Below are 22,160 nucleotides of genomic sequence, written 5' to 3'. Positions count from 1 at the left end.
GACGTGCATAAACACTACAACGGGCTCAAGACCGCGGCGCTGTTCGGGGTGCTGTGGGCGGTGCTGCTGGGCCTCGGGGCGCTGGTCGGCACCAGTACCCGCAGCTCCGCGCCGATCTGGATCATGGCCCTCCTTGGGGTGGCCACGACGGCATACGGCTACTGGAACAGCGACAAGATCGCCATCCGCGCCATGGCGGCCTACCCCGTCACGGAGCCGCAGGCGCCGCAGCTGTACCAGATGGTCCGGGAACTGTCCGTCCGGGCCAACCAGCCCATGCCGCGCATCTATCTCTCGCCCACCATGAGCCCGAACGCCTTCGCCACCGGCCGCAATCCCCGGAACGCCGCCGTGTGCGTGACCGAGGGAATGCTGCAACTGCTGGACGCCCGGGAGCTCCGCGGAGTCCTGGGGCACGAGCTCATGCACGTCTACAACCGGGACATCCTCACCTCGTCCGTGGCCGCCGCCGTCGCAGGCGTGATCACGTCGGTGGGCCAGATGCTGCTGTTCTTTGGCGGCGGTGACCGGCGCAATTCCAATCCGTTGGCGATGCTGGCCATGGCGCTCCTGGCCCCCTTTGCCGCGTCGCTGATCCAGCTGGCCATTTCCCGGACCCGCGAGTACGACGCCGACGAGGACGGTTCGCAGCTGACCGGAGATCCGTTGGCGCTTGCCTCAGCCTTGGCCAAGATCGAGCGGGGCGTCACCATCGCACCGCTGCCGCAGGACCAGCGGCTGGTCAACGCCTCGCACCTGATGATCGCCAACCCGTTCCGCGGCGGGGCCATGACCAAGCTGTTCGCCACGCATCCGCCCATGCGGGACAGGATTTCCAGGCTGGAACGGATGGCAGGCCGGCCACTTCGCTGACGTCCGGCGCCTCCGTAACGCGCAAAGAGGGCCGGCGCTGCCCATAATCGGGGGGCGCCGGCCTCTTTACGCGGAGGCTGACGGCTAGCTGCGGAAGTTGACGAACTGCAGGTCGGCTTCCTCGAAGTCCTTCAGAAGGGCCATGGTGGCCTGCAGGTCGTCGCGGGACTTGGACGTCACGCGAAGCTCATCGCCCTGGATCTGGGACTTGACCGACTTGGGGGCTTCATCGCGGATGAGCTTGTTGATCTTCTTGGCCAGGTCCTGTGCGATGCCCTCCTTAATGGAGGCTTCCAGCCGGTATTCCTTGCCGGACGCGTAGGGCTCGCCGGCGTCCAGCGACTTCAGCGAGATGCCGCGGCGGATCAGCTTGGACTGGAGCACGTCCAGCACGGCAAGCACCCGTTCCTCGGAGTTCGCCTTCATCAGGATCTTCTCACCGCTGAAGTCCACTTCGGCACCGACGCCCTTGAAGTCGTAGCGCTGCGCCAGCTCCTTCTGCGCCTGGTTCAGCGCGTTGGCCACTTCCTGCTTGTCTACCTTGCTTACGACGTCGAACGTTGACTCGCCTGCCATGACTCTCCTTTTGCTGTTGGAAGCCCTGTGCGGACAGGGCGTGATCACTGCATTCCAGCCTAGTACGGATGCCCGCGTTGAGGAGGTCCGGGATTCACAGTTCATTCCCAGCGGACGCTCCGCAGGAACGAAGGAAAGCCGGGAAGAGTTGAACGTGTTGGGAAGTTGCTCGAAGGGAATACCATGCACCCCAAAGCCGTCCCGTATGCCACCCGCACTACTTCAGCAGCCGCCGGGGCAGTGGCAACAGTGGCGGCGTCGGTGGCCGCAGCGGCGGTTGCGGCGTCCATCACCCTCGCGCCGGTGGCAGACGCTTCATCCCGGATGGAGGGAGTCAGCGAGGACCTGCTGCGTGCAGTCCAGCTGAACCAGATCACTGAGGAGCAGGCCGTGAAGTTCGAGGCCCGGCTGGCCGGCAGGATTCTGGGGGAGGCCTGATTCCGTTCCCTTTCCCCGTTGTTTCAAGGGATTCCCGGGCCTTTGCGGCCCGATTCGATTCTTCGGCGGAAGTTCTGTAAAGTTGTCTTGCCCGCGGTTACTGGAAGCGGATCGGCCCGGAAAGGGACGTTCCGCAGACTGCATCGGCGGGTACTTCTTTTGAAGTTCGGCAGATTACCCGAGCGGCCAAAGGGGGCTGACTGTAAATCAGCTGGCAACGCCTACGGGGGTTCGAATCCCTCATCTGCCACCCAAGCGAAGGCCCGTAGTTTTCCCGGAAACCTGGAAAACTACGGGCCTTCGTCATGCCCGGCAGCCGTCCGGGCGGCAACACCCGCAACAGCCAGCCTTGAGACCGCAGCGTCCGGACGGGCGACCCCGAGCATCCGCTGCAAGGCTATGGGCAGTGGGCCTGCATTGGCTTCGGATCAAGGCAGGTGGGCACGCCGTCCGATCTTTTTCCAATCCTGTGACAAATCTGGGCGGATCTTGATGATGCCACCGATAGTGTTCTCACATATTCGCAATTTTATGGGGGGAAATTGTCGATGGCCGGCACGTCTGAAGATACTGGTGGACCCTGGCTCGATATCGCTGAGGAGGTCCGCTGGTATCCCTCGCCACATAACTCCCAGCCGATTAAGCTGAGGCCGATCAGCGAGACCGTCGCAGTTGTTTATTATGACCTTGACCTCGGGTTGCCTGCCGAATCGTTCGGAATTCCTTTCGGCCACGTGTGCGCGGGCGTCTTCCTGGAGTCATTGTCTGTGGTGGCCGCGGCCAGGGGCTACCGCACCGTGGAAAGCCTTGAGCTTTCCGAAATGGATTTCGCTGCCGAGGACCGGTTGCATCGTATCGGCACAGTCAGATTGGAACCTGCTGTAGACGCCCATTCCCGTCCCTTGGCTGAAAGTACTTTGGCCGCATTCCGGGCCAGGCGGACGTCGCGTCGGCCGTACGACAGGCGGGTGGTCGATGAGGCGATCTTGACGGCGGCTTCTTCCATTGCCGCCCGCCAAGGATACGAATTCCATTCAACCGCTGACAGCAGAACTGTTTCATCGCTCGTGCGGATTAATCAAAAAACTCTTTTTTCCGACCTGCGCAATAATGCGGTCTACGCCGAGATCATGGAGTGGCTGCGGTTTTCGAAGGACGAGGCTGCCGCCCGGGCAGACGGTCTCAGCGCGGAGACCATGATCATTCCCGGGCGGGTGCTTCGATTCGCAATGGAGCACCGTAATCTTTGGTCCTTCCCAGCCATCGGCGGTTTCATTAAGGCCGTCTATTTACGCACAATGCGTGGCGTGCGGCAGCTTGGCTGGTTGGAAGGCCCGTTCGCGGAGCCGAGCCATTTCCTCGAAGCCGGGCGCACGTTCATGCAGGTATGGCTCTTCTTTTCGGAAAAGGGCGTATCCCTCCACCCCTTTGGCACTGTGATCACTAACCCTTCTTCTCACGCGGAATTCGTCAAGGAGGCTGGAATCAACGAGGGAGCGAACAGGATGGCGTGGATGCTGTTCAGGTTCGGCTATAGCGCCACCCCGCCGAAGGCTCACCGCCGCCCCGCGGCCTCGATGCTGCTCACCGATGACATATACGTACAGGAGCCACACCTTGAATAAGAAGCTCATATTTGCGTTCGTCTTTCTTATGGACAGATTCGTCGGGGTCTTTACGCCAAGGGTTTCTACTCATCGGATACTGCTTATGCCGGGCATAGAACCGTTCCGTTGGACCGCCGGACGCTGGAGGGCCTGGCGGACCTTTGAGATGGCGGCTAAACGCGTGCCTGCCTATCGTGAGTTCCTCGCCGAGCACGGCGTAAGCGGAAGGCTTTCCCTCAAACGCAAGACGGTGGCGGAGGCCTTCGCCGCGCTGCCGGAGATGGACAAGGACAGCTACATCAAACGCTGGACCATTCCTGCCCGCAGCGTGGACGGCGTGCTTCCCCGCCACGGTGTGGTTGTCGATGAATCTTCCGGAAGCTCAGGCGTCCCAACCAGCTGGGTGCGCGGCCTCGATGAACGTCTTGCAACAAGGCAGCTGCTCCAGGTTGGGTTTTCACGCACCGCCGAGACACTTAGGAAGCAGCCGTTCGTGCTCAACTGCTTCTCACTCGGAGCATGGGCAACGGGGATGAACGTCACGACATCCCTGACAGACGTGACAATGATCAAATCAATCGGCCCGGACCGCGACAAGGTAATTGCCACGATGCTGGAGTTCGGGCCGGATTACACCTACATCATCCTTAGCTATCCGCCCTTCCTGAAAGCCCTGTTCGACGACGATCGGATCATCTGGGAGGACTACGACATCGTGGCGGCATTCGGCGGCGAGGGCATCAGCGAGAACATGCGGGCACACATCACGAAGTACGCCCACAGTGCCTTCGGCTCGTACGGTGCGTCCGACCTTGAGATCAACATAGCCATCGAAACGGACTACACCGTGGAGCTCCGCCAGGCGGTCGCGGCCAACCCGGAACTGTCGGCACGGCTCACCCGACAGGACGAATACGGTGTGCTCCCGATGATCTTCCAGTTCAACCCGTACGACTACCTCATCGAAACGAACGGGGACGGCGAACTCGTCGTCACGATTGTGCGCAAGGAGAACGTCAACCCGCGGATCCGCTACAACATTCATGACCGCGGACACGTGCTGCGCGTGCGTGAAGTCAACGCTGTGCTTCGGGAATTTGGGCTCGAACACATCATCCGACAGCAGTTCCTCGATCTGCCCCTGCTCTTCCATTACGGCAGGAGCGACCTGTCCGTCGACTTCAACGGAGCGGTTGTGGCACCGGATGCATTGCGTGACGTCCTTAGCAGTGACCAGAGCCTTCTTTCAGCCGTGGAAAACCATCGGCTTGTCAGCTTTGAGGATGCCCTGGGAAACCGACAGCTTCACATCGCGCTTCAGCTCACCTCGAAAGCCAGCACCGAGGGCACCTTCGAGGCAGCTTCCTACAGGACATACATCCTTGAACGACTGAGAAGCATGAACGGCGACTTCAACAACGCAATCCTTACATCACCAGATGCAAGCCTCCCAACGATTGCCTTTTATCCGCTGCGCACCGGCCCCTTCACATCGGACGGTTCAAAGCTGAAGAACGAGTACGTCTGGCAGCTTGGCTCTACGGCTCCCCAGGACTGGGAGCTGGACCTCACGTTCCGGGCCCAAAAGAGCCGGGCATCTGCTGACTGACGTGGGCCGTCCAGGGGCCGAAGCTGCCCCGGAACAGTGCCAAACCGCCGTCGACATCGTTAGTGCCCAGGCGTAGTCTGGCAGCATCGGCGCATGTGCCCGATGCCCTGCGTCGATACCCAATCGATGAAGGAGGACCAATGAGTGCCGTACGTGAATTCATGACTACGGACGCACAGTGTATTAAGGAAAACCAGTCCCTGGCCGATGCCGCGCGGATGATGATGGACCTGGACTGCGGATCGTTGCCCATCTGCGGCGATGACGGCAAGCTGCATGGCATGATCACCGACCGTGACATCGTGATCAGGTGCGTGGCCGCCGGACGTGATCCGCGCGAAATGTTGGCCAGCGAACTCGCCTCAGGCAAGCCCTACTGGATCGACGCCGATGCGAACGTTGACGCCGCCATCGAAATGATGGAAGCACACCAGGTCCGCCGGCTCCCTGTCATCGCCGACCACAGGCTGGTTGGCATCATCAGCCAGGGGGACATCGCCCGCAACTACTCGGAACAGCGCGTGGGCGAGTTGGTGGAGCACATCTCGGAACGCAAGCGGATGAACGCATAGCCGGGATTTTCCTGGCGCAGTTCATGCCCTTGTCCGCGGCTCCCTGCCTTGAAGGCCAGGGACCGCGGACAAGCTATGCCAGCCAATCTTCAAGGCAGTCAGTTCAGCGCGATCAGGAGCATCTGGCTGGTGCCGGGGATGCAGGTCTGCAGGATGGCCCGGGGGAAGCCGCCGAAGACCGCAATAACGTCGTTGGTGGTTCCCGGGTTAGGTACCTGTCCCCGTGCAGAAACCGTGTACGTTCCATAGCCCGGGATGCTCACAGTCTCGCCCACCCCAATGCCGGAGAAGCGTGCCCAGCCGCCGCAGAAATCGTGCTCCGTGATGAAGAGGGAATAGCCGTCGTTGGGGGTGTAGTGGATGGGACCGATGCAGGCGTCCACCATGCCTTGGCCGCCGGCGCCCGCAACATAAATGGTGCGGACGGCGGGTGCGGCAAGGGCAGCTGCCGGAGCGGCGGCCGCGGGTGCCGGGGCGGAAACGGGCGCCGCAGCAGGGGCGGAAGCAGGGGGAGCCTGCGCCGGCGCCGCAACAGGTGGACCGGTCAGTACCAGCGTCTGCCCTGGGTAAATGATGCTGAACGGGCCTAGGCCGTTCGCCGCGAGCATCGCATTCATGTCCACGCCGTGACTGGCCGCGATAGCCCCGACAGTATCCCCGGGCACCACGGTGTAGAGGTTCGGATCACCTGCAGGCGCGGGTGCAGGCGCGGGCGCCGGAGCAGGTGCAGGTTCAGCCGGTGCCGCGGCTTCGGGCGCTGCGGGCGTGGGAGCTTCCGCTTCCGGAACTGGTGCTTCTGCCGCGGAAACTGGCTCCGCTGCGGCATTCGGCACTTCAGGTGCCGCGGCCCCGGCGACCTGGCCGATCGCCGTCGTGCTTTGGTTCAGCGACGCGGGAGGCGCCGCCAGGGCACCGACGCCGACGGCGGCCACCACAGCAGCAGTGGCCATGCCGGCCCACAGCTTGTTGCTGATGGCCGGCCGCACCTCGGTGAGGTCCGTGCGGGGTTCATCGGTGGCGAAGCTCCTGCTGGGGCCTTCGGGAGTGGAGAGGTATGGCTGGTTCATGGGGAGCCCATCCGGGTTCGGTCCAGGCAGGCTGGCGCTGTGCGCTTCAGCAGGCAGGACGGATTCAGGAAATATGCGCCGGCCGCCCCCAGCTGTTGCCGGGCCGCACAAAAGGCGCGTGATGGAGCGTCCGCATACCCAGAAAATACGGAGGCCCCGTGAGGAGGCAGGACCCCGGGAAGCCAGCCCGGGGGACCCGCCCGCACGTGTCAGGTCCTAGGAATCCCGAGTCTAGGAAGTCCGCAGTCAGGCGGCACCAGTAGGAATTACCCGAATATTTGCGCCGCCTACGCGGTAGCGGGCCACCAACTACTCAACCGCGGGCAGCCGATACTTGCCCCGACGCGGGCGGACTACGGCGTGCGCCGCTCCTGGAGCCCGGCGATCTCGCGCCGGAGCGCGGCAATTTCGGCCACCAGCTCCGCCACTTCCGCGCGGACCGGCTCCTCGGCCTCGGACACCGCCTCGGCGGTGTCCTCCACCCGCTGGACCAGCCAGGACGCAATGGACGCGGTGACCACACCCAGGACGGCAATACCGCTCATCATCAGCGCGGCGGCCACCGTGCGGCCGATCGGAGTCACCGGGTACATGTCGCCGTAACCCACGGTGGTAATGGTGGTCATGGCCCACCACAGGGCATCACCGAAGGTCATGATTTTCGCGTCCGGCGCCGACTGCTCCGCGTCCAGGACGCGTCCCCTGAGCGTGTCGCCCAGCGTCCGGTGCACCACGGACAGCAGCGTCACCAGGCGGAGGAGGCGCAGCGGCCGGAAAAACGGCAGTGCCACAATCACCAGTTCATGCAGGTTCCGGCCAGGTCCCGGTAGCGTTGTTGGGTCATGCAGAAAATCCTACTAACAGCTCCGGCGCCGGCTGCGGCCATCATGTTACTGGCGGGTAGCATAAGGGGATGCACCTGCTCCTGAGAACCCTCCTGATGCTCTTCCGTTCCTCGCGCCGCCCGCCGGTGACGGTCTGGGACAGCGCCTCGCTCCCGCTGCGGGTCCTGCCCACGGACATCGATATCGCCCTGCACGTCAATAACGGCATGTACCTGTCCCTCATGGACCTGGGCCGGTTCGACCTCATGGTGCGCAGCGGAGTCTGGACGCGGATGCGCCGTCGCGGATGGGGCCCCGTGGTGGCCGCGGAGACCATCGCCTTCCGGAAGTCCCTCCAGCTGTGGCAGCACTACACCATCGAGACCCGGATCATCGGGCTTGATGCCAAAGCGATCTTCTTCGAGCAGCGCATGGTGGCCGACGGCGAGATCTACGCCCGCGCGTACATCGCCACGCGGCTGGTGGCGAAGGGCCGGCCGGTCAGCCAGGAGGAGATCCTGCGTGAGTTCGGCGAGCCGCCGGCGGACCTGGTCCTTCCCGACTGGATCCACGAGTGGCGGGCGTCCAGCGCGCTGCCTGGCAGCAGAACGCCGGCCCCGCATGACTGGGCAGCGGCCTAAGCGCCCACGTCCCGCCGTTCCAGTGCGACGGCGGCCACCGCCACCAGTGCCGCCGAAACGCCCCACAGCCACGCTGCCGCCGCCCAGTCCGCCCCGTTGGCCACCGGCGAGTTGCCGTAGGCCCAGTGGTAGGGGCTCAGGTCCAGCAGCCACTCCACGTCCTCGCTCTGGCGTCCGACGGCGTTGAAGACGTAACCGAGGACGGCCACGGCGGCGCCCGCCGCGAGTCCATGGGTCCGCCGGCCCGTGACAGCGCCGACGCACAGGGCAGCCGTTCCGCTCAGGAGTGCCAGCCCGGCAAACAAGACGGTGGCACCCAGCAGGTTGTCTAGCTTGATATCCAGCTGCGCCGGCACGTTCAGCAGCCACACCAGCGCACAGGCCAGGGCAGCAAGCAGGACCACGCGCAGGAACAATGCCAGCGCCCGCTCCAGGACCACCTGGCCGCGGGTCACACCGTGGGCCAGGGTCAGTTCCAGTTGGCCGGACTCCTCGTCCCCGCCCACGGCAGCGGCGCCCCAGGCAACCGAGGCTATGGTCATGAGCATGTATCCGATCAGCCCGAAAAAGGTGGCCTGCACGTAGCCGGGGCCGCTGGCGATCTGGTCATAGTTCAGCGCCTTGGTCATCTCCGGCGGGAGCGCGTTGACCATTTGCTGCATCTCGGCGCTGCCCCCGATTGAGGGATACAGCGGCAGGTACAGGGAGATTGCGGCAGTGAGTCCGGCCGCCCAGCCCAGGGTGGAGCGCCACGTGTCGAAGAAGGCGCGGCGGAACAAGGGAAGTGCTTTCACCGGGCGTCCTCCGGCTCGCCGGCGTACATCTTCAGCACGGCTTCCTCCAGGTCAGGCTCCTCCAGGACGAGGTCGGTCAGCTGGAGGGAGTCCAGCATCCGGACCAGCGGCTGGATGGCGCCCTCCAGTACAGCGGACAGCGTCACGCTGCCGTCCGCCTCCAGCACCTGCACCTGCCCGACGCCGGGCACCCGGGCCAGCTGCGCCACGGCGTCGTGCGCTGCGATGCCGGACGCGGTGAAGCGGAGGTGCCGGATGGCGCCTTCGCGCAGCCCTTCCACGGACTCGACGGTGATGATCCGCCCATCGCGCAGGATGGCAACTGTATCCGCTGTCTGCTGGACCTCGCTCAGGACGTGCGAGCTGAGGAAGATGGTCTGTCCGCGGTGTCTCGCCTCCCGCACCATCGCGTGGAACTCCTGCTGGACCAGCGGATCCAGGCCGCTGGTGGGTTCATCGAGGACCAGCAGTTCCGGCTGGTGCATAAACGCCTGCACCAGCCCGAGCTTCTGCTTGTTGCCTTTTGACAGCTGGCGCGTATGCCGGTCAAGGTCCAGTCCCAGCCGCTCCGCCAGCTGGTCAATCCGGCCCGGCGGCACCGGCCCGCTGATGGCCTCATAGTGGGAAAGCAGTTTGCGTCCCGTCACCCGTCCCGCAAGGAACAACTCCCCGGGAAGGTATCCGATGCGGCGCCGCAGTCCAGGGCCGCCAGCCCTGGGCTCCACCCCCAGCACCCGGATTTCCCCGCTGGTGGGGCGGATGATGTCCAGCAGGCAGCGCATAGTGGTGGTCTTTCCTGCACCGTTGGGTCCGATCACCCCGAACACGGAGCCTGCCTCCACGGCGAAGTCCACGCCGTGGAGCACTTCCCGGCGGCCGAATTTCTTGGTCAGTGACTTCGCAGAGACAGCGGTTGCCACAAGCCCTCCTGGACGCGAACGCAGCGGCGGTTGACCCCAAGACTAGGTGCCCCCGCGCCCCGTGTACATGGAAGGCTCACGGTTATTCCCGATGACGCGGGGAGCGAACAAGGGCCCTCCGCGCAGGACATGCCGGGCCATCACGCGTACCGTTGACGCATGGCTACTCGTGACATCACAGGTGAACAGTTCGCATCCACCATCGAAGGCAACGACATTGTCCTGGTGGATTTCTGGGCAGAATGGTGCGGCCCCTGCAAGCAGTTCGGGCCCACGTATTCGGCGGTCTCAGAGAAGCACCCGGATGTCCTCTTCACCAAGGTGGACACGGAGGCGGAGCAGCAGCTCGCCGCCGAGGCAGGCATCTCGTCGATCCCCACCCTGATGGCCTTCCGTGAAAAGGTGCTGGTGTTCTCGCAGCCCGGTGCGCTGAACGCCCAGCAGCTCGAACAGGTGGTGGACGCCGTGAAGGCGCTTGACATGGAGGAAGTCCATGCCCATGTGGCCCGCCAGCGGGAAGAAGCCGCAGCAACGGCCGGCAAGCATGCCGGACCCCAGGACGGAACCCAGATCCCGGACTGACCCACCTCCTTAAAGCAACGCGGGGTCACTCCGCGCCCAATAACCTCGGTTCTTCGGGCGCGGAGTGACCCCGCGTTGTTGTAGCTAGATCCGTTCCACCTTGACCGGTTCCGCCAGCAGCGCGCTCAGCGATTCGTTGAGGTCCTGCACCGCGATGCCCTTGGAATGCTTGGCCAGATGCTCCTCCGACGCCCACTGCTCGGTCAGGACCAGCTTCTCTTCGGTGGCTTCGGTCAGCTCGTAACGGATGCAGCCCGGTTCGTTCACCACCTCATCGATGGCTATTTCGAGCGCCAGCTTTACACGGTGGAACTCGCCGTCGTTGGGGATGAACGTTGCCTGCAGGTCAATGGGTGAACTCATGGATTTCACAATACCGGCAGCAGGGGAGGGCTTTGCCTCTGTTGCGCCGGACACCCGTGGTTCAGCGGTGCTTTTATTGCCGGGGGCCACTTGGTAGCGTGCCACCATGCGCGCTTACACAGCCGGGGACACTGACGTCCCGCTGCTCGAGGAGACCATTGGCCAGAACTTTGAGCGGGTGGTGGAGCGGTTCCCCTTCCACGACGCGCTGATTGAGGCGGCGCCTGTTCCCGGAGCGGATGCGCGCCGCTGGAGCTACACGAAGATGAATGACGACGTCGACAGGCTGGCGCGAGCACTCCTCGCCATGGGCGTCGCCAAGGGGGACCGGGTGGGGATCTGGAGCCCCAACTGCGCCGAGTGGACGCTGCTGCAGTACGCCACGGCCAAGGCCGGCGCCATCCTGGTGAACGTCAACCCGGCCTACCGCAGCCACGAGCTGGAATTCGTGGTGAACCAGAACGGCATGCGGATGCTGGTCACCGCCCCGTCGGACCGGAACAGCGACTACGTGGGCATGGCGCGCCAGGCGCTCGCCGTTTGCCCGGACCTGAAGGAGCTCGTTTTCCTCCCGGCATCGGGCGGGGAAGGGTTCGACGCCGGCGTCCCCCTCAGTGACGCGGAGCTGACCTACGCCGAACTGCTTCGGCGCGCTGACGCCGTCGGACATTCCGGCCTGAAGGCCCGCATGGCTGAACTCGGCCCGCACGATCCCATCAACCTGCAGTACACGTCCGGGACCACGGGATTCCCCAAAGGAGCCACCCTGACGCACCACAACATCCTGAACAACGGGTTTTCCATTGGCGAGCTGCTCGGCTACACGGAGCACGACCGGGTGGTGATTCCGGTGCCGTTCTACCATTGCTTCGGCATGGTGATCGGCAACCTCAACGCCCTCAGCCACGGTGCGGCCACCATCATTCCCAGCCGCGGCTTCAACCCCGCAGCGGCCCTGGAGGCTGTGCAGGATTTTGGCGGCACGTCACTGTACGGCGTGCCCACCATGTTCATCGCCGAACTGGCGCTGCCCGACTTTGCGTCCTACGACCTCTCGACCCTGCGCACCGGCGTCATGGCCGGCTCCCTCTGCCCCATCGAGGTGATGAACCGGGTGATCTCGGAGATGAACATGCGGGATGTGGCCATCTGCTACGGGATGACGGAAACGTCTCCGGTGTCCACCATGACCCGGCAGGGCGATACCCTGCAGCACCGCACCGAAACAGTGGGACGGACCATGCCGCACCTGGAAAGCAAGATCGTGGATCCGGGCTCCGGAGATGTCCTGGAGCGCGGGCAAATCGGCGAGCTGTGCACCCGGGGCTACGCGGTGATGGAAGGGTACTGGAGCCAGCCCGACAAGACGGCCGAGGCCATCGACACCGAGGGATGGATCCACACCGGGGACCTCGCCCGCATGGACGGGGACGGCTACGTGGTGATCGAGGGCCGGATCAAGGACATGGTGATCAGGGGCGGAGAGAACATCTATCCCCGGGAAATCGAGGAGTTCCTCTACACCCATCCGTCCATCCGGGACGTGCAGGTCATCGGTGTCCCGGATGCGCAATACGGCGAGGAACTGATGGCCTGCATCATCCTGGAACCAGGGGCGGAACCACTGGATGCTTCCGCTGTTTCGGACTTCTGCCGCGGGCGCCTGGCGCACTACAAGGTCCCGCGCTATGTGGACATCCGGGCGAGCTTCCCCATGACAGTCTCCGGGAAGGTGCGCAAAGTGGAGATGCGCGAGGAAGCAGTGGCCCGGCTGGGTCTCTGACTCGCCCTCCACTGCAACCTACAGCAACGCGGGGTCACTTTCTGCCCGATAATGCGGGTTTCTCCGGCAGGGAGTGACCCCGCGTTGCCGAGGGAACGGCGCCCTGTGGATAACTTGAGACGCTGTTCTGCCCGAACGCGCACACTGGGTGGCATGGTTACTGCGAAGCCACTCCCCGAGGAGCTCTCAAAACTTCCATTCACGATCTATCAGGCGCGGGCCCTGGGTGTTGCGCCGAACCGTTTGCGGGCCAAGGACCTGATGGGAGCAGGACGCCTAATCCGGGTGCACACCGGCCGCGAGCCTTCCATTGTCGAGCGGGCACGCGTGCTGTGTGCTGCCACCCCGGACGCTTGGGTGTCGCACGAGACTGCTGGTATCTTCTTCGATCTGGGTCTCCCTCCATGGCTTGGCCAGGAGCCGCTCATCCATCTCAGCAAGCCTCACGGATTACCAAGGGTCCGCCGGGCCGGGGTCATCGGTCACCGCGTGCGTGTAATTCCCGGCGAAGTCATGGAGATTGACGGGATCAGGGTCAGCTGTCCCGCTCGAACGTGGCTTGATCTGGCCCATAAGCTTCCCTTGCGGTATCTCGTGGCCATGGGGGACCAACTGATCCGCACTCCCCGGCCGGAGTTGGAGTTCCGCAGCCTGCCGTTTGCCTACAAGGAAGGTCTGCGCCTTTTGATACGGCAGCATCCCAACATGAAAGGTGTCGAAAAGGCGCGACTGGCGTTGGATGAGATGCGGGTAGGGTCGGATTCCCTCCCGGAAACGTTCCTGCGGCTGGCGCTCTTGGACGCGCGCCTCCCCGAACCCGAATTGCAGCTCCGTCTTAACCCCGGCGATCCAAGGTCGCCTGCAGCCGACCTTGGGTATCGAAGGCACCGGATCGCGGTGCAGTACGACGGCGCCCATCACCGGACGAGGGAACAACAGTCGCGCGACAACCGTCGCGACGAATTCTTCATCAATGCGGGTTGGTCCTATTTCAAGCCAAACGCAGATGACCTCGCCGACGGTTTTCAGGATCTCATCGCCAGAATCAAACGGGCCTATTCCCGCCATGACGCGGGGTCACTTTCCGCCCGATAATCCGGCTTTATCGGGCTAGGAGTGACCCCGCGTTGCAGTGGTCCCGCTGCTACCTGATGGTGCGGTTAATCGCCCGCACGCCGACCACCAGTCCGACGGCGGCCGTCACCGCTGCTGCCACAAGTCCCCACAGGGTGTGCCCGCCGATGGTCCCGGCGAACAGTTCCCGTTCGGCGTTAACCAGGTACGTCAGGGGATTGAACATGCTGGCGGTCTTCATCCAGGCCGGGCCGGCCTCGAGAGGGAGCATGATCCCGGAGAGGATCATCAGCGGGAAGAGCAGCGTCTGCTGCACGCCCCAGAAAATCCATTCCTTGTTCTGCGACACCAGCGCCAGGGCATAGGAGAGCGCGCCGATGCCGACGCCGAAGATCCCGAGGATCACCAGCCCGGCCAGCACGTGCAGGGGGTGGAAGACAAAGCCAAACGGGATGCAGACCAGGGCGATGAGCAGCCCCTGGACCACCAGCGGCGCCCACTCCTTCAGCGCCCGCCCGATCATCAGGGACGAGCGGGACAAGGGAGTGGCGAGGATCCGCTCATAGGATCCGGTCATCAGCTCGTACTGGAGGTTTGAACCGGTCATCGAGGTGCCGAACAGGGCGATCATGACCACCACACCCGGCAGGAACCACTGCAGCGTGGACTGCCCGCCGAACGCCGGGGCGCCCACGGAGGCGCTGAGCAGCGGGCCGAACAGGCCCAGGAACACCAGCGGCTGGATCAGGGAGAAGACCAGGGAAAACGGGTCGCGCAGCGGCAGCAGCATCTCGCGCCAGAAGACGTACCTGGTGTCGCGCAGGACCTGGCCCAGGCCGGGCCTTTCGCGCATCGCGCCAGGACTTTCCACGCTCACCGGTTCGCTCCTTCCCGGAGGTTGCGCCCGGTCAGTTCCAGGAACACGTCATCCAGGGTGGGCGGCTTCAGTTCAAGCGACTGTGCGGGAGCGCCGGCGTCGTCCATTTCCTTCAGCAGGGCCGGGGCGAGCCGTGCGCCTTCGGGCAGGCGCAACCGGAAGGTCACCACCCCGTCGAGCCTGTTTTCCTGTAGTTCGCCGCCCGCCGCGGCCCGTCCCAGCAATCCCCGCACGCCCGGCGCCGACTCAGCCGCCACCTCGACGGCCAGCAGGTCGCCGGCGAGGTTGGCTTTCAGGCGCGCGGCCGTGTCATCGGCAATGATCCGGCCGTGGTCGATGACGATGACCCGCTCCGACATGGAATCCGCTTCATCCATGTAGTGCGTGGTCAGGACGATGGTGGTGCCGTGCTCCCGGCGAAGCCGCATGATGTGGTCCCAGAGGTTGGCCCGGTTCTGCGGATCCATCCCGGTGGACGGCTCGTCCAGGAACAGCAGCTTGGGGGAATGCATCAGGCCCAGCGCAACGTCCATCCGGCGCCGCTGGCCGCCGGAGAGCTTGACCACCGTGCGTTTGGCGAGGTCCGAAAGGTCCATCGACCGGAGCAGTTCCTGGGCGCGGGCGGCGGCGTCGCTGCTGTTCATGCCGTAGAAACGGCCCTGCATCACCAGTTCATCAATCACGCGGAAGCTATGCCCGCCGCCGTTGCCCTGGCCGATGTAGCCGATCCGTGCCCGAACCCCTGCCGGATCCGCGGTGACGTCCACTCCGGCCACGGTGGCGGAGCCGGAGGTGGGGCGGAGCAGGGTGGTGAGCATCCGCAGGGTTGTCGACTTGCCCGCACCGTTGGGACCCAGGAACGCCACCAGCTCCCCGGGGGCAACGTCGATGTCGACGCCCCTGACGGCTTCCACGGTTTCCTTCTTGACGGTGAAGGTCTTGCTCAGCTTGTCCGTGTGAATCATGGGTGACTCCGGAGGATGCGGCTTGCCGGGGCCCCTCGAAAGGGCTCCCTGGCGCCACGCTATACCCAACCGCGGGGCCAGTCCACGGGCACCTGGACAGCCGGACTGCCGGGGGCGGCGTCAGTGCCGGCGGTGGTCCTGGATGGTCATCCGCGGGCCGAAGGTGGGCTTGCGGAAACCGCTGGCCTGGATCATCCGGACCACCCGCTGCCGGTGGCCCTTCCACGGAGCCAACAGGTCAAGCATGCCCGCGTCATCGGTGCGACGGCCTGTCAAAGCGGCCCCCACGTATGCCGCCAGATGGTAGTCGCCCACCGAGATGGAATCCGGGCAACCATGCGTACGCTGCACCACTTCCGCCGCCGTCCAGATGCCGATGCCCGGGATGGCCTGCAGCTTCGCGCCCGCCTCAAGGGCAGGCAGGGCTGCCAGCCGTTCAAGTGCGACGGCGGACCGCAGCGCCCGCATCACGGTCGCCGAACGCTGTGGTCCAACCCCCGCCCTGTGCCATTCCCAGCTGGGAACCTGCAGCCACTGCGACGCGGCGGGCGGCACCAGCAAACCGGCTGGAGTGGACAATCCGGCCGCCGGCGCCGGCCTTCCGTAACGGTGCACCAGATACCGGTAGGCCCGCCGCGCCTCAATCACCGTGACCTTCTGCTCGAGGATGATGGGCACCAGCTGGTCCACCATCCGCCCACTGGCGGGAAGGCGCAGGTCCAGGCTCCGGCGTCGTGCTTCACGGACCATGTGCGGGAGGGTGGCATGGAAAGCGGGCTCGTCAAAGTCCTGCCAGTCATCGTCGGCACCCAGGAGCCGGGGCGCTGCCGCCACGGCCGCGGCGGCGCCGGGTCCCCACGCCTGGACATCCACCCAATGCTCCAGGTCCCCGCCGGCTGCGCTGAACCTCACAGTGGCCGGGCCGTCCGTCGTCGTAAAGGCATTCCAGATGACGCTCCCCTGGACGCTGAAGGACGGATCGCTGTTGCCGCGCAGGAGCGGACCGAGCGTGCGGGCAAGGTGGTACGGGCCGGCGGGATACCACCGGAGAGAGGCGTCCGCCGCGGCTGCCAGCCGGGGAGGTGCCTCTGCAATCGTCATGTCCTCCATCGTCCCACGCCCCTGCGACATCCGCCTGCGAGCAACGCTCCGGCGGCACCATGCAGGCGAGGGAAACAGCCCCTTAACCAGCCCCGTGACCAGGACTAGACTCCACCCTGTGGTGCGGAAAACACCGCGCCCGGAAGCTCGAAAAACCAGGAGGAAACAATGGGCGGAGTAGTGCATTTCGAAATCCCCGCGGACGACCAGGAGCGGGCCAGGAAGTTCTACCAGGAGGCCCTCGGCTGGCGGATCGACCCCGTCCCGGGCATGGACTACAACATGGTCATCACCACCCCCATGGACGAGGCAACCGGCCAGCCCACCGAAGCAGGCGCCATCAACGGCGGCATGTTCGCCAGGGACCCGGACCTGAAGACCCCGGTGATCACCGTGGACGTGCCGGACATCAACGCCACGCTGCAGACAGTGGAGTCACTGGGCGGTGCCGTGGTCAAGCCCCGGGAAACCATCCCCGGGATGGGCTTCTTCGCGTACTTCAAGGACACCGAGGGCAACGTCATGGGCCTGTGGGAGAACCTGCCGCCGGACCAGCAGGCCGGGCAGGCCGGGCAGGCCGGGGACACTGCGGACGGCACTCCCGCTTAGCAGCCGGCCGCAAACAGATTGGGGCGCAGCCGTGAGTGTCCTCGTCCAGGTGCTGGCCGTCATCACCGGCGTCGTCCTGATCGCCGTCGGACTGCTGGAAGCCTTCCGGTACAAGGACCAGCGACTCCACCCGATTTTCCTGATCAAGCCGGAGGACACAGACGCCGTCCGGCTCTGGACGGTCAACGTCGGGTTCTACAACATCGTCTGGGGCCTATTTGGGATCGCCGGCGTGGTGCTGGCCAACTCCGGAGAGGTCACGGTGGGCCGGACGGTCGTGGCAATGATGTGCATCGCGCACGCAATCCTGGGCATGGTGCTGATCATCAGCGAGCGCAGGCTATGGCTCAGTGGCATCGGACAGTCGTTCCTCCCGGTGGTAATCCTGTGGCTCATGTTCGCCGGCTGAAGCCGGGCGGGCGGAAGCGGTAGCTTTGTACCTATGAAGTACGCCCAGTCCGTCCTGGACCTCATCGGCAATACCCCGCTCATCAAGCTCAACCACGTGACCGACGGCATCAAGGCCACCGTCCTGGTCAAACTCGAGTACCTGAACCCCGGCGGATCCATCAAGGACCGCATCGCGGCCAAGATGATCGAGGACGCCGAGCGGGACGGCAAGCTGCAGCCCGGCGGCACCATCATCGAGCCCACCTCCGGCAATACGGGAGTGGGCCTGGCCCTCGTGGCGCAGCAAAAAGGCTACAAGTGCATTTTTGTGGTGCCGGACAAAGTGGGCGAGGACAAGCGTGCCGTCCTGCAGGCCTACGGCGCGGAGGTGGTGGTCACGCCCACGGCCGTGCCGCCGGACAGCCCGCAAAGCTACTACGGCGTCTCGGACCGCCTGGTCCGGGAGACACCGGGAGGATACAAGCCGGACCAGTTTTCCAACCCTGCCGCTCCCGGCAGCCACTATCTGACCACCGGCCCGGAGATCTGGCGCGATACGGACGGTAAGGTCACCCACTGCGTGATCGGCGCCGGCACCGGCGGCACCATCACGGGCACCGGCCGGTACCTGAAAGAGGTTTCGGCTGGCCGGCCGGAGTCCGACGGCGGCGTGGTCCGGATCATCGGTGCGGACCCGGAAGGTTCGGTCTACTCCGGCGGCACCGGGCGCCCGTACTTCGTGGAGGGCGTGGGGGAGGACATGTGGCCGGCGAACTACGACAAGTCCGTCCCCGACCAGGTGATCGCCGTCAGCGACGCCGACTCCTTCGCCATGACCCGCCGCCTCGCCCGGGAGGAGGGCCTGCTGGTGGGCGGATCCTCGGGAATGGCTGTGGTGGCCGCCCTGCAGGTGGCCCGGGACCTGCCCGAGTCCGCCGTCGTCGTCGTCATTCTTCCCGACTCGGGCCGCGGCTACCTGGCCAAGATCTTCAACGACCAGTGGATGCGCTCCTACGGCTTCCTCTCCGGCGGCGAGGAAACCTCGGTGGGGGAGGTCATCAGCTCCAAGAACGGTGAACTGCCGGACCTGGTCCACATCCACCCGAACGAGTCCGTGCGCGACGTCATCAACATCATGAACGAGTTCGGCGTCAGCCATATCCCCGTCCTGTCCCAGGAGCCGCCGGTGGTCATGGGCGAGGTGCTGGGCGCCGTGGATGAGCGCAGCCTTACGGCCAAACTGTTCCGCGGCGAAGCCAAGCTCACGGACAAGATCTCCGAACACATGGGCCCCAAGCTGCCCGTCATCGGCTCGCTGGAGACCATTTCAGCGGCCAGGGAACTACTCTCGGACGTGGACACCGTAATGGTCACGTTCGTGGGTGCCCCCGTGGGCATCCTGACCCGGCACGACCTCCTCGCCTACCTCAGCAACTGACAGGAGCACCATGTCCGCCTCTGAAAACCAGGGTTTCAACACCCGCGCCGTACACGCAGGCCAGGCTTTCGAGCCGCGCACCGGTGCGGTGGTCCCGCCGCTGCACTTCAGCTCCACCTACGCCCAGGACGGCATCGGCGGGCTCCGCGACGGCTACGAGTACGGCCGCGGCGGCAACCCCACCCGGGACGCCCTGCAGGAACAGCTCGCAGCACTGGAACTCGGCACGCACGCCTACAGCTTCAGCTCCGGGCTGGCCGCCGAGGATTCACTGATCCGTGCCCTGACCCGGCCCGGGGACCACATCGTGCTGGGCAACGACGCCTACGGAGGCACCTACCGGCTGATCAGCCGGGTGCTCGGCGGCTGGGGGATCGGCAACACCCCCGTGGACATGGCCAACCTGGACACCGTCCGCGAAGCAGTCGCGGCGAACAAGGCGCGGATCCTTTGGGTGGAAACGCCGTCGAATCCGCTCATGAAGATCACCGACATCGCCGCGCTCGCGGACATAGCGCACGACGCCGGCGCCCTCCTGGTCGTGGACAACACCTTTGCGTCCCCCTACCTGCAGACCCCGCTCGCCCTGGGTGCCGACGTCGTGGTCCACTCCACCACCAAGTACATCGGCGGGCACTCGGACGTGGTGGGCGGCGCCGTCGTCGTCAAGGACGCCGAGCTGGCGGAGAAAATCGGCTTTGTGCAGTTCGCCGTGGGCGCTGTTTCCGGCCCCATGGACGCCTTCCTCACCACGCGCGGCCTGAAAACCCTGGGCGTGCGGATGGACCGGCACAGCCTCAACGGGCAGGCCGTGGCCGAGTGGCTGCTGGAGCGGCCCGAGGTGGAAGCCGTCCTCTACCCGGGCCTGCCGTCCCACCCCGGCCACGAGCTGGCCAAGCGGCAGATGCGGAGCTTCGGCGGCATGGTGTCGGTGCAGTTCAAGGGCGGCGAGGCGGCGGCCCGCAAGGTGGCCGAGTCAACCTCCGTGTTCACCCTCGCGGAGTCTTTGGGCGGCATCGAGTCGCTGATGAACTACCCGTCCGAGATGACCCACGCCTCGGTCAAGGGCACCGAGCTGGCCGTCCCGGTGAACCTGCTCCGGCTCTCCTGCGGCATCGAGGACGTGGAGGACCTGGTGGCGGACCTTGAGCAGGCGTTCTCGTCCATCCCCTAGTGATATGCACAAAAACCCTAGCTGGCTTTCTTCAAGATAGTCAGCTAGGGTGCGGGTATGGCACTTCGATCCGACTGGTCGCAGCGGAACTGCAGCATTGCCCGCGGGCTGGACATCCTGGGCGACCCCTGGACCATCCTTGTCCTGCGCGAGGTCTTTTTGGGCAACGGGCGGTTTGACGCCATGAAGGCGCACCTTGAGGTGGCGGACTCCGTGCTCACCAGGCGCCTGGCCCGCCTGGTCGAGGAGGGGCTGCTGGAGAAACAGGCGTACGACGACGGCGGCCGCGCCCGGCTTGAGTACGTCCTCTTGCCGAAAGGCGAAGATGCGCTCCCGGTGCTGAATGCTCTGGCCATCTGGTCGGAGAAGCACCTCCCGGCCCCGTCCGACCAGGCGCATCTTTATGTCATCCACTCCGGCTGTGGCAAGCGCACCAGTTCCGCCGACACCTGCACCGGGTGCGGTGACCGGCTGACGGCTGCCAACACCAGCTGGCACAGCAGGACCCGTTCAGCGGAACCTGTCCGGCTCGCCACGGCAGCCGCATGAAGGCCACCAATAACCGCCCCCTGCATCCTGCGTGGATCGTGGCCGCCGTTGCCTTCCTCGCGCTGGTGGGGGCGGCAGGCTTCCGGGCCGCACCCGGCGTGCTCATGGTTCCGCTGCAGCAGGAATTCGGCTGGTCCACCACGGTGCTGTCGGCGGCTGTCAGCATCAACCTGGTCCTGTTCGGGCTGACGGCACCGTTCGCCGCCGCCCTGATGGAGCGCTTCGGCATCCGGAAAGTCACTGCCCTGGCGCTGGTGCTCATCGGCATGGGCAGCGCCCTGACCGTCCTGGTGAACCAGTCCTGGCAGATCCTGCTGACCTGGGGGCTGCTGATCGGACTGGGTACGGGGTCCATGGCCCTGGTGTTTGCCGCCACTATCGCCAACACCTGGTTCGTCAAGAGCCGCGGGCTGGTCATCGGCATCCTGACAGCCGGCAGCGCGGCTGGCCAGCTGGTCTTCCTCCCGTTCATCGCCGTGCTCGCGCAGGATCCCGGCTGGCGGCAGGCTTCGCTCCTGATCGCCGCCGGAGCCCTGGCGGTGGTCCCGCTCGTGCTGAAGTTCCTCAAAAACTCGCCGGCCGACGTCGGCGTCCTGCCCTACGGTGCGGAACCCGCGGAACCCGGCACGCCCGCCCATGCTCCGGACGGCGCCGGCCCACGGACAAATGCCGCCGTCCGCGCACTCCAGGTGCTCCGCCGGGCCAGCAGGGTCAGGACGTTCTGGGCCCTGGTGGCCGGGTTCGCCATTTGCGGCGCCACCACGAACGGCCTGATCGGCACCCACTTCATCCCCTCCGCCCACGACCACGGCATGGCCGAAACTACCGCCGCGGGCCTGCTCGCCGTCGTCGGAATCTTCGACATCGTGGGCACCATCGCCTCAGGCTGGCTGACCGACCGGTTCAACCCGCGCATCCTGCTGGCGGTCTACTACCAGTTCCGAGGGATCGGCCTGCTGGTGCTGCCCCTGCTGCTGAGCGCCGAAGTCCGGCCAAGCATGATCGTCTTCGTCGTGATCTACGGCTTGGACTGGGTGGCCACCGTGCCGCCAACAGCAGCCATCTGCCGGGAAACGTTCGGCGCGGACGGCAGCGTGGTGTTCGGGTGGGTGTTCGCGGCACACCAGCTCGGCGCGGCCGCGGCCGCCCTGGGCGCCGGTGCCATCCGGGACGCCACCGGCCAGTACACCTACGCCTGGTTCGGCGCCGCCGCGATGTGCACCATCGCGGCGGTGATCAGCGCCACCATCCGCAAGCACGCCGTCTCCCGCGAGCCCGCCCCGGCCGGAGTGCCCTCCTAATACCGCCCCCGGACACCGCCGCTAGGCTGGTGC

23 protein-coding genes, 1 tRNA gene and 1 pseudogene are annotated in these 22,160 nt (G+C 65.3%); 16 read left to right on the top strand and 9 right to left on the bottom strand.

What is annotated here, in order from left to right; translation table 11 throughout:
- Window positions 1–3 precede the first annotated feature (3 nt).
- On the top strand, window positions 4–873 hold the full coding sequence (gene htpX / locus Q9R30_RS07245; protein ID WP_311217177.1) for a zinc metalloprotease HtpX: 870 nt from the start codon (window positions 4–6) through the stop codon (window positions 871–873).
- An 84-nt stretch (window positions 874–957) separates the two neighbouring features.
- Here the strand turns inward: htpX and Q9R30_RS07240 are convergent, their stop codons facing one another.
- On the bottom strand, window positions 958–1,449 hold the full coding sequence (locus Q9R30_RS07240; RefSeq protein ID WP_104998705.1) for a YajQ family cyclic di-GMP-binding protein: 492 nt from the start codon (window positions 1,447–1,449) through the stop codon (window positions 958–960).
- 183 nt (window positions 1,450–1,632) lie between these two features.
- Between Q9R30_RS07240 and Q9R30_RS07235 the strand changes: the two genes are divergently transcribed.
- From Q9R30_RS07235 to Q9R30_RS07215, 5 genes are all read left to right on the top strand, one after another.
- The gene (locus tag Q9R30_RS07235) at window positions 1,633–1,887 is read left to right on the top strand and encodes a hypothetical protein (protein ID WP_311217176.1); all 255 of its coding nucleotides are present in this window, start codon (window positions 1,633–1,635) and stop codon (window positions 1,885–1,887) included.
- Between the two features lie 168 nt (window positions 1,888–2,055).
- A tRNA-Tyr gene (locus Q9R30_RS07230) sits at window positions 2,056–2,137 on the top strand.
- Window positions 2,138–2,435: 298 nt separating this feature from the next.
- Window positions 2,436–3,512, top strand: coding sequence for a hypothetical protein (locus Q9R30_RS07225; RefSeq protein ID WP_311217175.1), 1,077 nt, complete (start codon window positions 2,436–2,438; stop codon window positions 3,510–3,512).
- A gap of 163 nt (window positions 3,513–3,675) precedes the next feature.
- Window positions 3,676–5,103, top strand: a complete 1,428-nt coding sequence (locus Q9R30_RS07220) for a CoF synthetase (protein WP_311217174.1) — start codon at window positions 3,676–3,678, stop codon at window positions 5,101–5,103.
- A gap of 140 nt (window positions 5,104–5,243) precedes the next feature.
- Window positions 5,244–5,675 carry a CBS domain-containing protein gene (locus Q9R30_RS07215; RefSeq protein ID WP_104998702.1) on the top strand — a complete coding sequence of 144 codons (432 nt, stop codon included), beginning with the start codon at window positions 5,244–5,246 and terminating at the stop codon, window positions 5,673–5,675.
- 98 nt (window positions 5,676–5,773) lie between these two features.
- Here the strand turns inward: Q9R30_RS07215 and Q9R30_RS07210 are convergent, their stop codons facing one another.
- Both Q9R30_RS07210 and Q9R30_RS07205 read right to left on the bottom strand, forming a co-directional pair.
- Window positions 5,774–6,742: a LysM domain-containing protein gene (locus Q9R30_RS07210; protein ID WP_311217173.1), complete on the bottom strand. Its 969-nt coding sequence runs from the start codon at window positions 6,740–6,742 to the stop codon at window positions 5,774–5,776.
- Window positions 6,743–7,095: 353 nt separating this feature from the next.
- A pseudogene (locus Q9R30_RS07205) lies at window positions 7,096–7,554 on the bottom strand (potassium channel family protein); the annotation flags it as partial.
- A 101-nt stretch (window positions 7,555–7,655) separates the two neighbouring features.
- Between Q9R30_RS07205 and Q9R30_RS07200 the strand changes: the two are divergent.
- A complete protein-coding gene (locus Q9R30_RS07200; RefSeq protein ID WP_104998700.1) occupies window positions 7,656–8,207 on the top strand; it encodes a thioesterase family protein in 552 nt (183 codons plus the stop codon).
- On the opposite strand, the gene Q9R30_RS07195 is transcribed toward Q9R30_RS07200, so the two are convergent.
- Together Q9R30_RS07195 and Q9R30_RS07190 are read right to left on the bottom strand one after the other, a co-directional pair.
- Entirely contained in the window at window positions 8,204–9,001 is a 798-nt protein-coding gene (locus Q9R30_RS07195) for an ABC transporter permease subunit (RefSeq protein ID WP_311217172.1), read from the bottom strand. The two genes, Q9R30_RS07200 and Q9R30_RS07195, sit on opposite strands and share 4 nt — an antisense overlap.
- On the bottom strand, window positions 8,998–9,921 hold the full coding sequence (locus Q9R30_RS07190; protein ID WP_104998698.1) for an ABC transporter ATP-binding protein: 924 nt from the start codon (window positions 9,919–9,921) through the stop codon (window positions 8,998–9,000). Before Q9R30_RS07190 ends, Q9R30_RS07195 begins: the two co-directional genes overlap by 4 nt.
- Before the next feature lie 159 nt (window positions 9,922–10,080).
- Between Q9R30_RS07190 and Q9R30_RS07185 the strand changes: the two genes are divergently transcribed.
- Window positions 10,081–10,503 (top strand): thioredoxin family protein, encoded by a 423-nt coding sequence (locus Q9R30_RS07185; protein ID WP_311217171.1) that lies wholly within the window; start codon window positions 10,081–10,083, stop codon window positions 10,501–10,503.
- A gap of 84 nt (window positions 10,504–10,587) precedes the next feature.
- On the opposite strand, the gene Q9R30_RS07180 is transcribed toward Q9R30_RS07185, so the two are convergent.
- Window positions 10,588–10,866: an antibiotic biosynthesis monooxygenase gene (locus Q9R30_RS07180; RefSeq protein ID WP_311217170.1), complete on the bottom strand. Its 279-nt coding sequence runs from the start codon at window positions 10,864–10,866 to the stop codon at window positions 10,588–10,590.
- Between the two features lie 106 nt (window positions 10,867–10,972).
- Between Q9R30_RS07180 and Q9R30_RS07175 the strand changes: the two genes are divergently transcribed.
- On the top strand, window positions 10,973–12,649 hold the full coding sequence (locus tag Q9R30_RS07175; protein WP_311217169.1) for an AMP-binding protein: 1,677 nt from the start codon (window positions 10,973–10,975) through the stop codon (window positions 12,647–12,649).
- Between the two features lie 153 nt (window positions 12,650–12,802).
- Window positions 12,803–13,744 (top strand): hypothetical protein, encoded by a 942-nt coding sequence (locus tag Q9R30_RS07170; RefSeq protein WP_311217168.1) that lies wholly within the window; start codon window positions 12,803–12,805, stop codon window positions 13,742–13,744.
- Between the two features lie 49 nt (window positions 13,745–13,793).
- On the opposite strand, the gene Q9R30_RS07165 is transcribed toward Q9R30_RS07170, so the two are convergent.
- The 3 genes from Q9R30_RS07165 to Q9R30_RS07155 all read right to left on the bottom strand — a co-directional run bounded on the left by Q9R30_RS07165 (window position 13,794) and on the right by Q9R30_RS07155 (window position 16,666).
- Window positions 13,794–14,576, bottom strand: a complete 783-nt coding sequence (locus Q9R30_RS07165) for an ABC transporter permease (RefSeq protein WP_104998694.1) — start codon at window positions 14,574–14,576, stop codon at window positions 13,794–13,796.
- Between the two features lie 20 nt (window positions 14,577–14,596).
- Window positions 14,597–15,565: an ATP-binding cassette domain-containing protein gene (locus Q9R30_RS07160; protein WP_104998693.1), complete on the bottom strand. Its 969-nt coding sequence runs from the start codon at window positions 15,563–15,565 to the stop codon at window positions 14,597–14,599.
- A 120-nt stretch (window positions 15,566–15,685) separates the two neighbouring features.
- Window positions 15,686–16,666 carry a 3-methyladenine DNA glycosylase gene (locus Q9R30_RS07155; protein WP_311217167.1) on the bottom strand — a complete coding sequence of 327 codons (981 nt, stop codon included), beginning with the start codon at window positions 16,664–16,666 and terminating at the stop codon, window positions 15,686–15,688.
- A gap of 168 nt (window positions 16,667–16,834) precedes the next feature.
- On the opposite strand from Q9R30_RS07155, the gene Q9R30_RS07150 reads away from it, so the two are divergent.
- Genes Q9R30_RS07150 through Q9R30_RS07125 form a run of 6 tightly spaced genes read left to right on the top strand, consistent with a single transcriptional unit; the run spans window position 16,835 to window position 22,127 of the window.
- The gene (locus tag Q9R30_RS07150; protein ID WP_311217166.1) at window positions 16,835–17,275 is read left to right on the top strand and encodes a VOC family protein; all 441 of its coding nucleotides are present in this window, start codon (window positions 16,835–16,837) and stop codon (window positions 17,273–17,275) included.
- 31 nt (window positions 17,276–17,306) lie between these two features.
- Window positions 17,307–17,684: a DUF1304 family protein gene (locus Q9R30_RS07145; RefSeq protein WP_104998690.1), complete on the top strand. Its 378-nt coding sequence runs from the start codon at window positions 17,307–17,309 to the stop codon at window positions 17,682–17,684.
- 33 nt (window positions 17,685–17,717) lie between these two features.
- Window positions 17,718–19,103: a cystathionine beta-synthase gene (locus tag Q9R30_RS07140; RefSeq protein WP_104998689.1), complete on the top strand. Its 1,386-nt coding sequence runs from the start codon at window positions 17,718–17,720 to the stop codon at window positions 19,101–19,103.
- A 10-nt stretch (window positions 19,104–19,113) separates the two neighbouring features.
- On the top strand, window positions 19,114–20,277 hold the full coding sequence (locus tag Q9R30_RS07135; RefSeq protein WP_104998688.1) for a cystathionine gamma-synthase: 1,164 nt from the start codon (window positions 19,114–19,116) through the stop codon (window positions 20,275–20,277).
- Between the two features lie 57 nt (window positions 20,278–20,334).
- Window positions 20,335–20,826, top strand: coding sequence for a helix-turn-helix domain-containing protein (locus tag Q9R30_RS07130; protein ID WP_104998687.1), 492 nt, complete (start codon window positions 20,335–20,337; stop codon window positions 20,824–20,826).
- Window positions 20,823–22,127, top strand: a complete 1,305-nt coding sequence (locus tag Q9R30_RS07125) for an MFS transporter (RefSeq protein WP_311217165.1) — start codon at window positions 20,823–20,825, stop codon at window positions 22,125–22,127. Before Q9R30_RS07130 ends, Q9R30_RS07125 begins: the two co-directional genes overlap by 4 nt.
- Window positions 22,128–22,160 lie beyond the last annotated feature (33 nt).

Source organism: Arthrobacter sp. AB6, from assembly GCF_031844545.1.
GTDB lineage: Bacteria > Actinomycetota > Actinomycetes > Actinomycetales > Micrococcaceae > Arthrobacter.
Note: the sequence above shows the minus strand (reverse complement) of the source record. Positions and strands in the feature narration are given on the sequence as shown.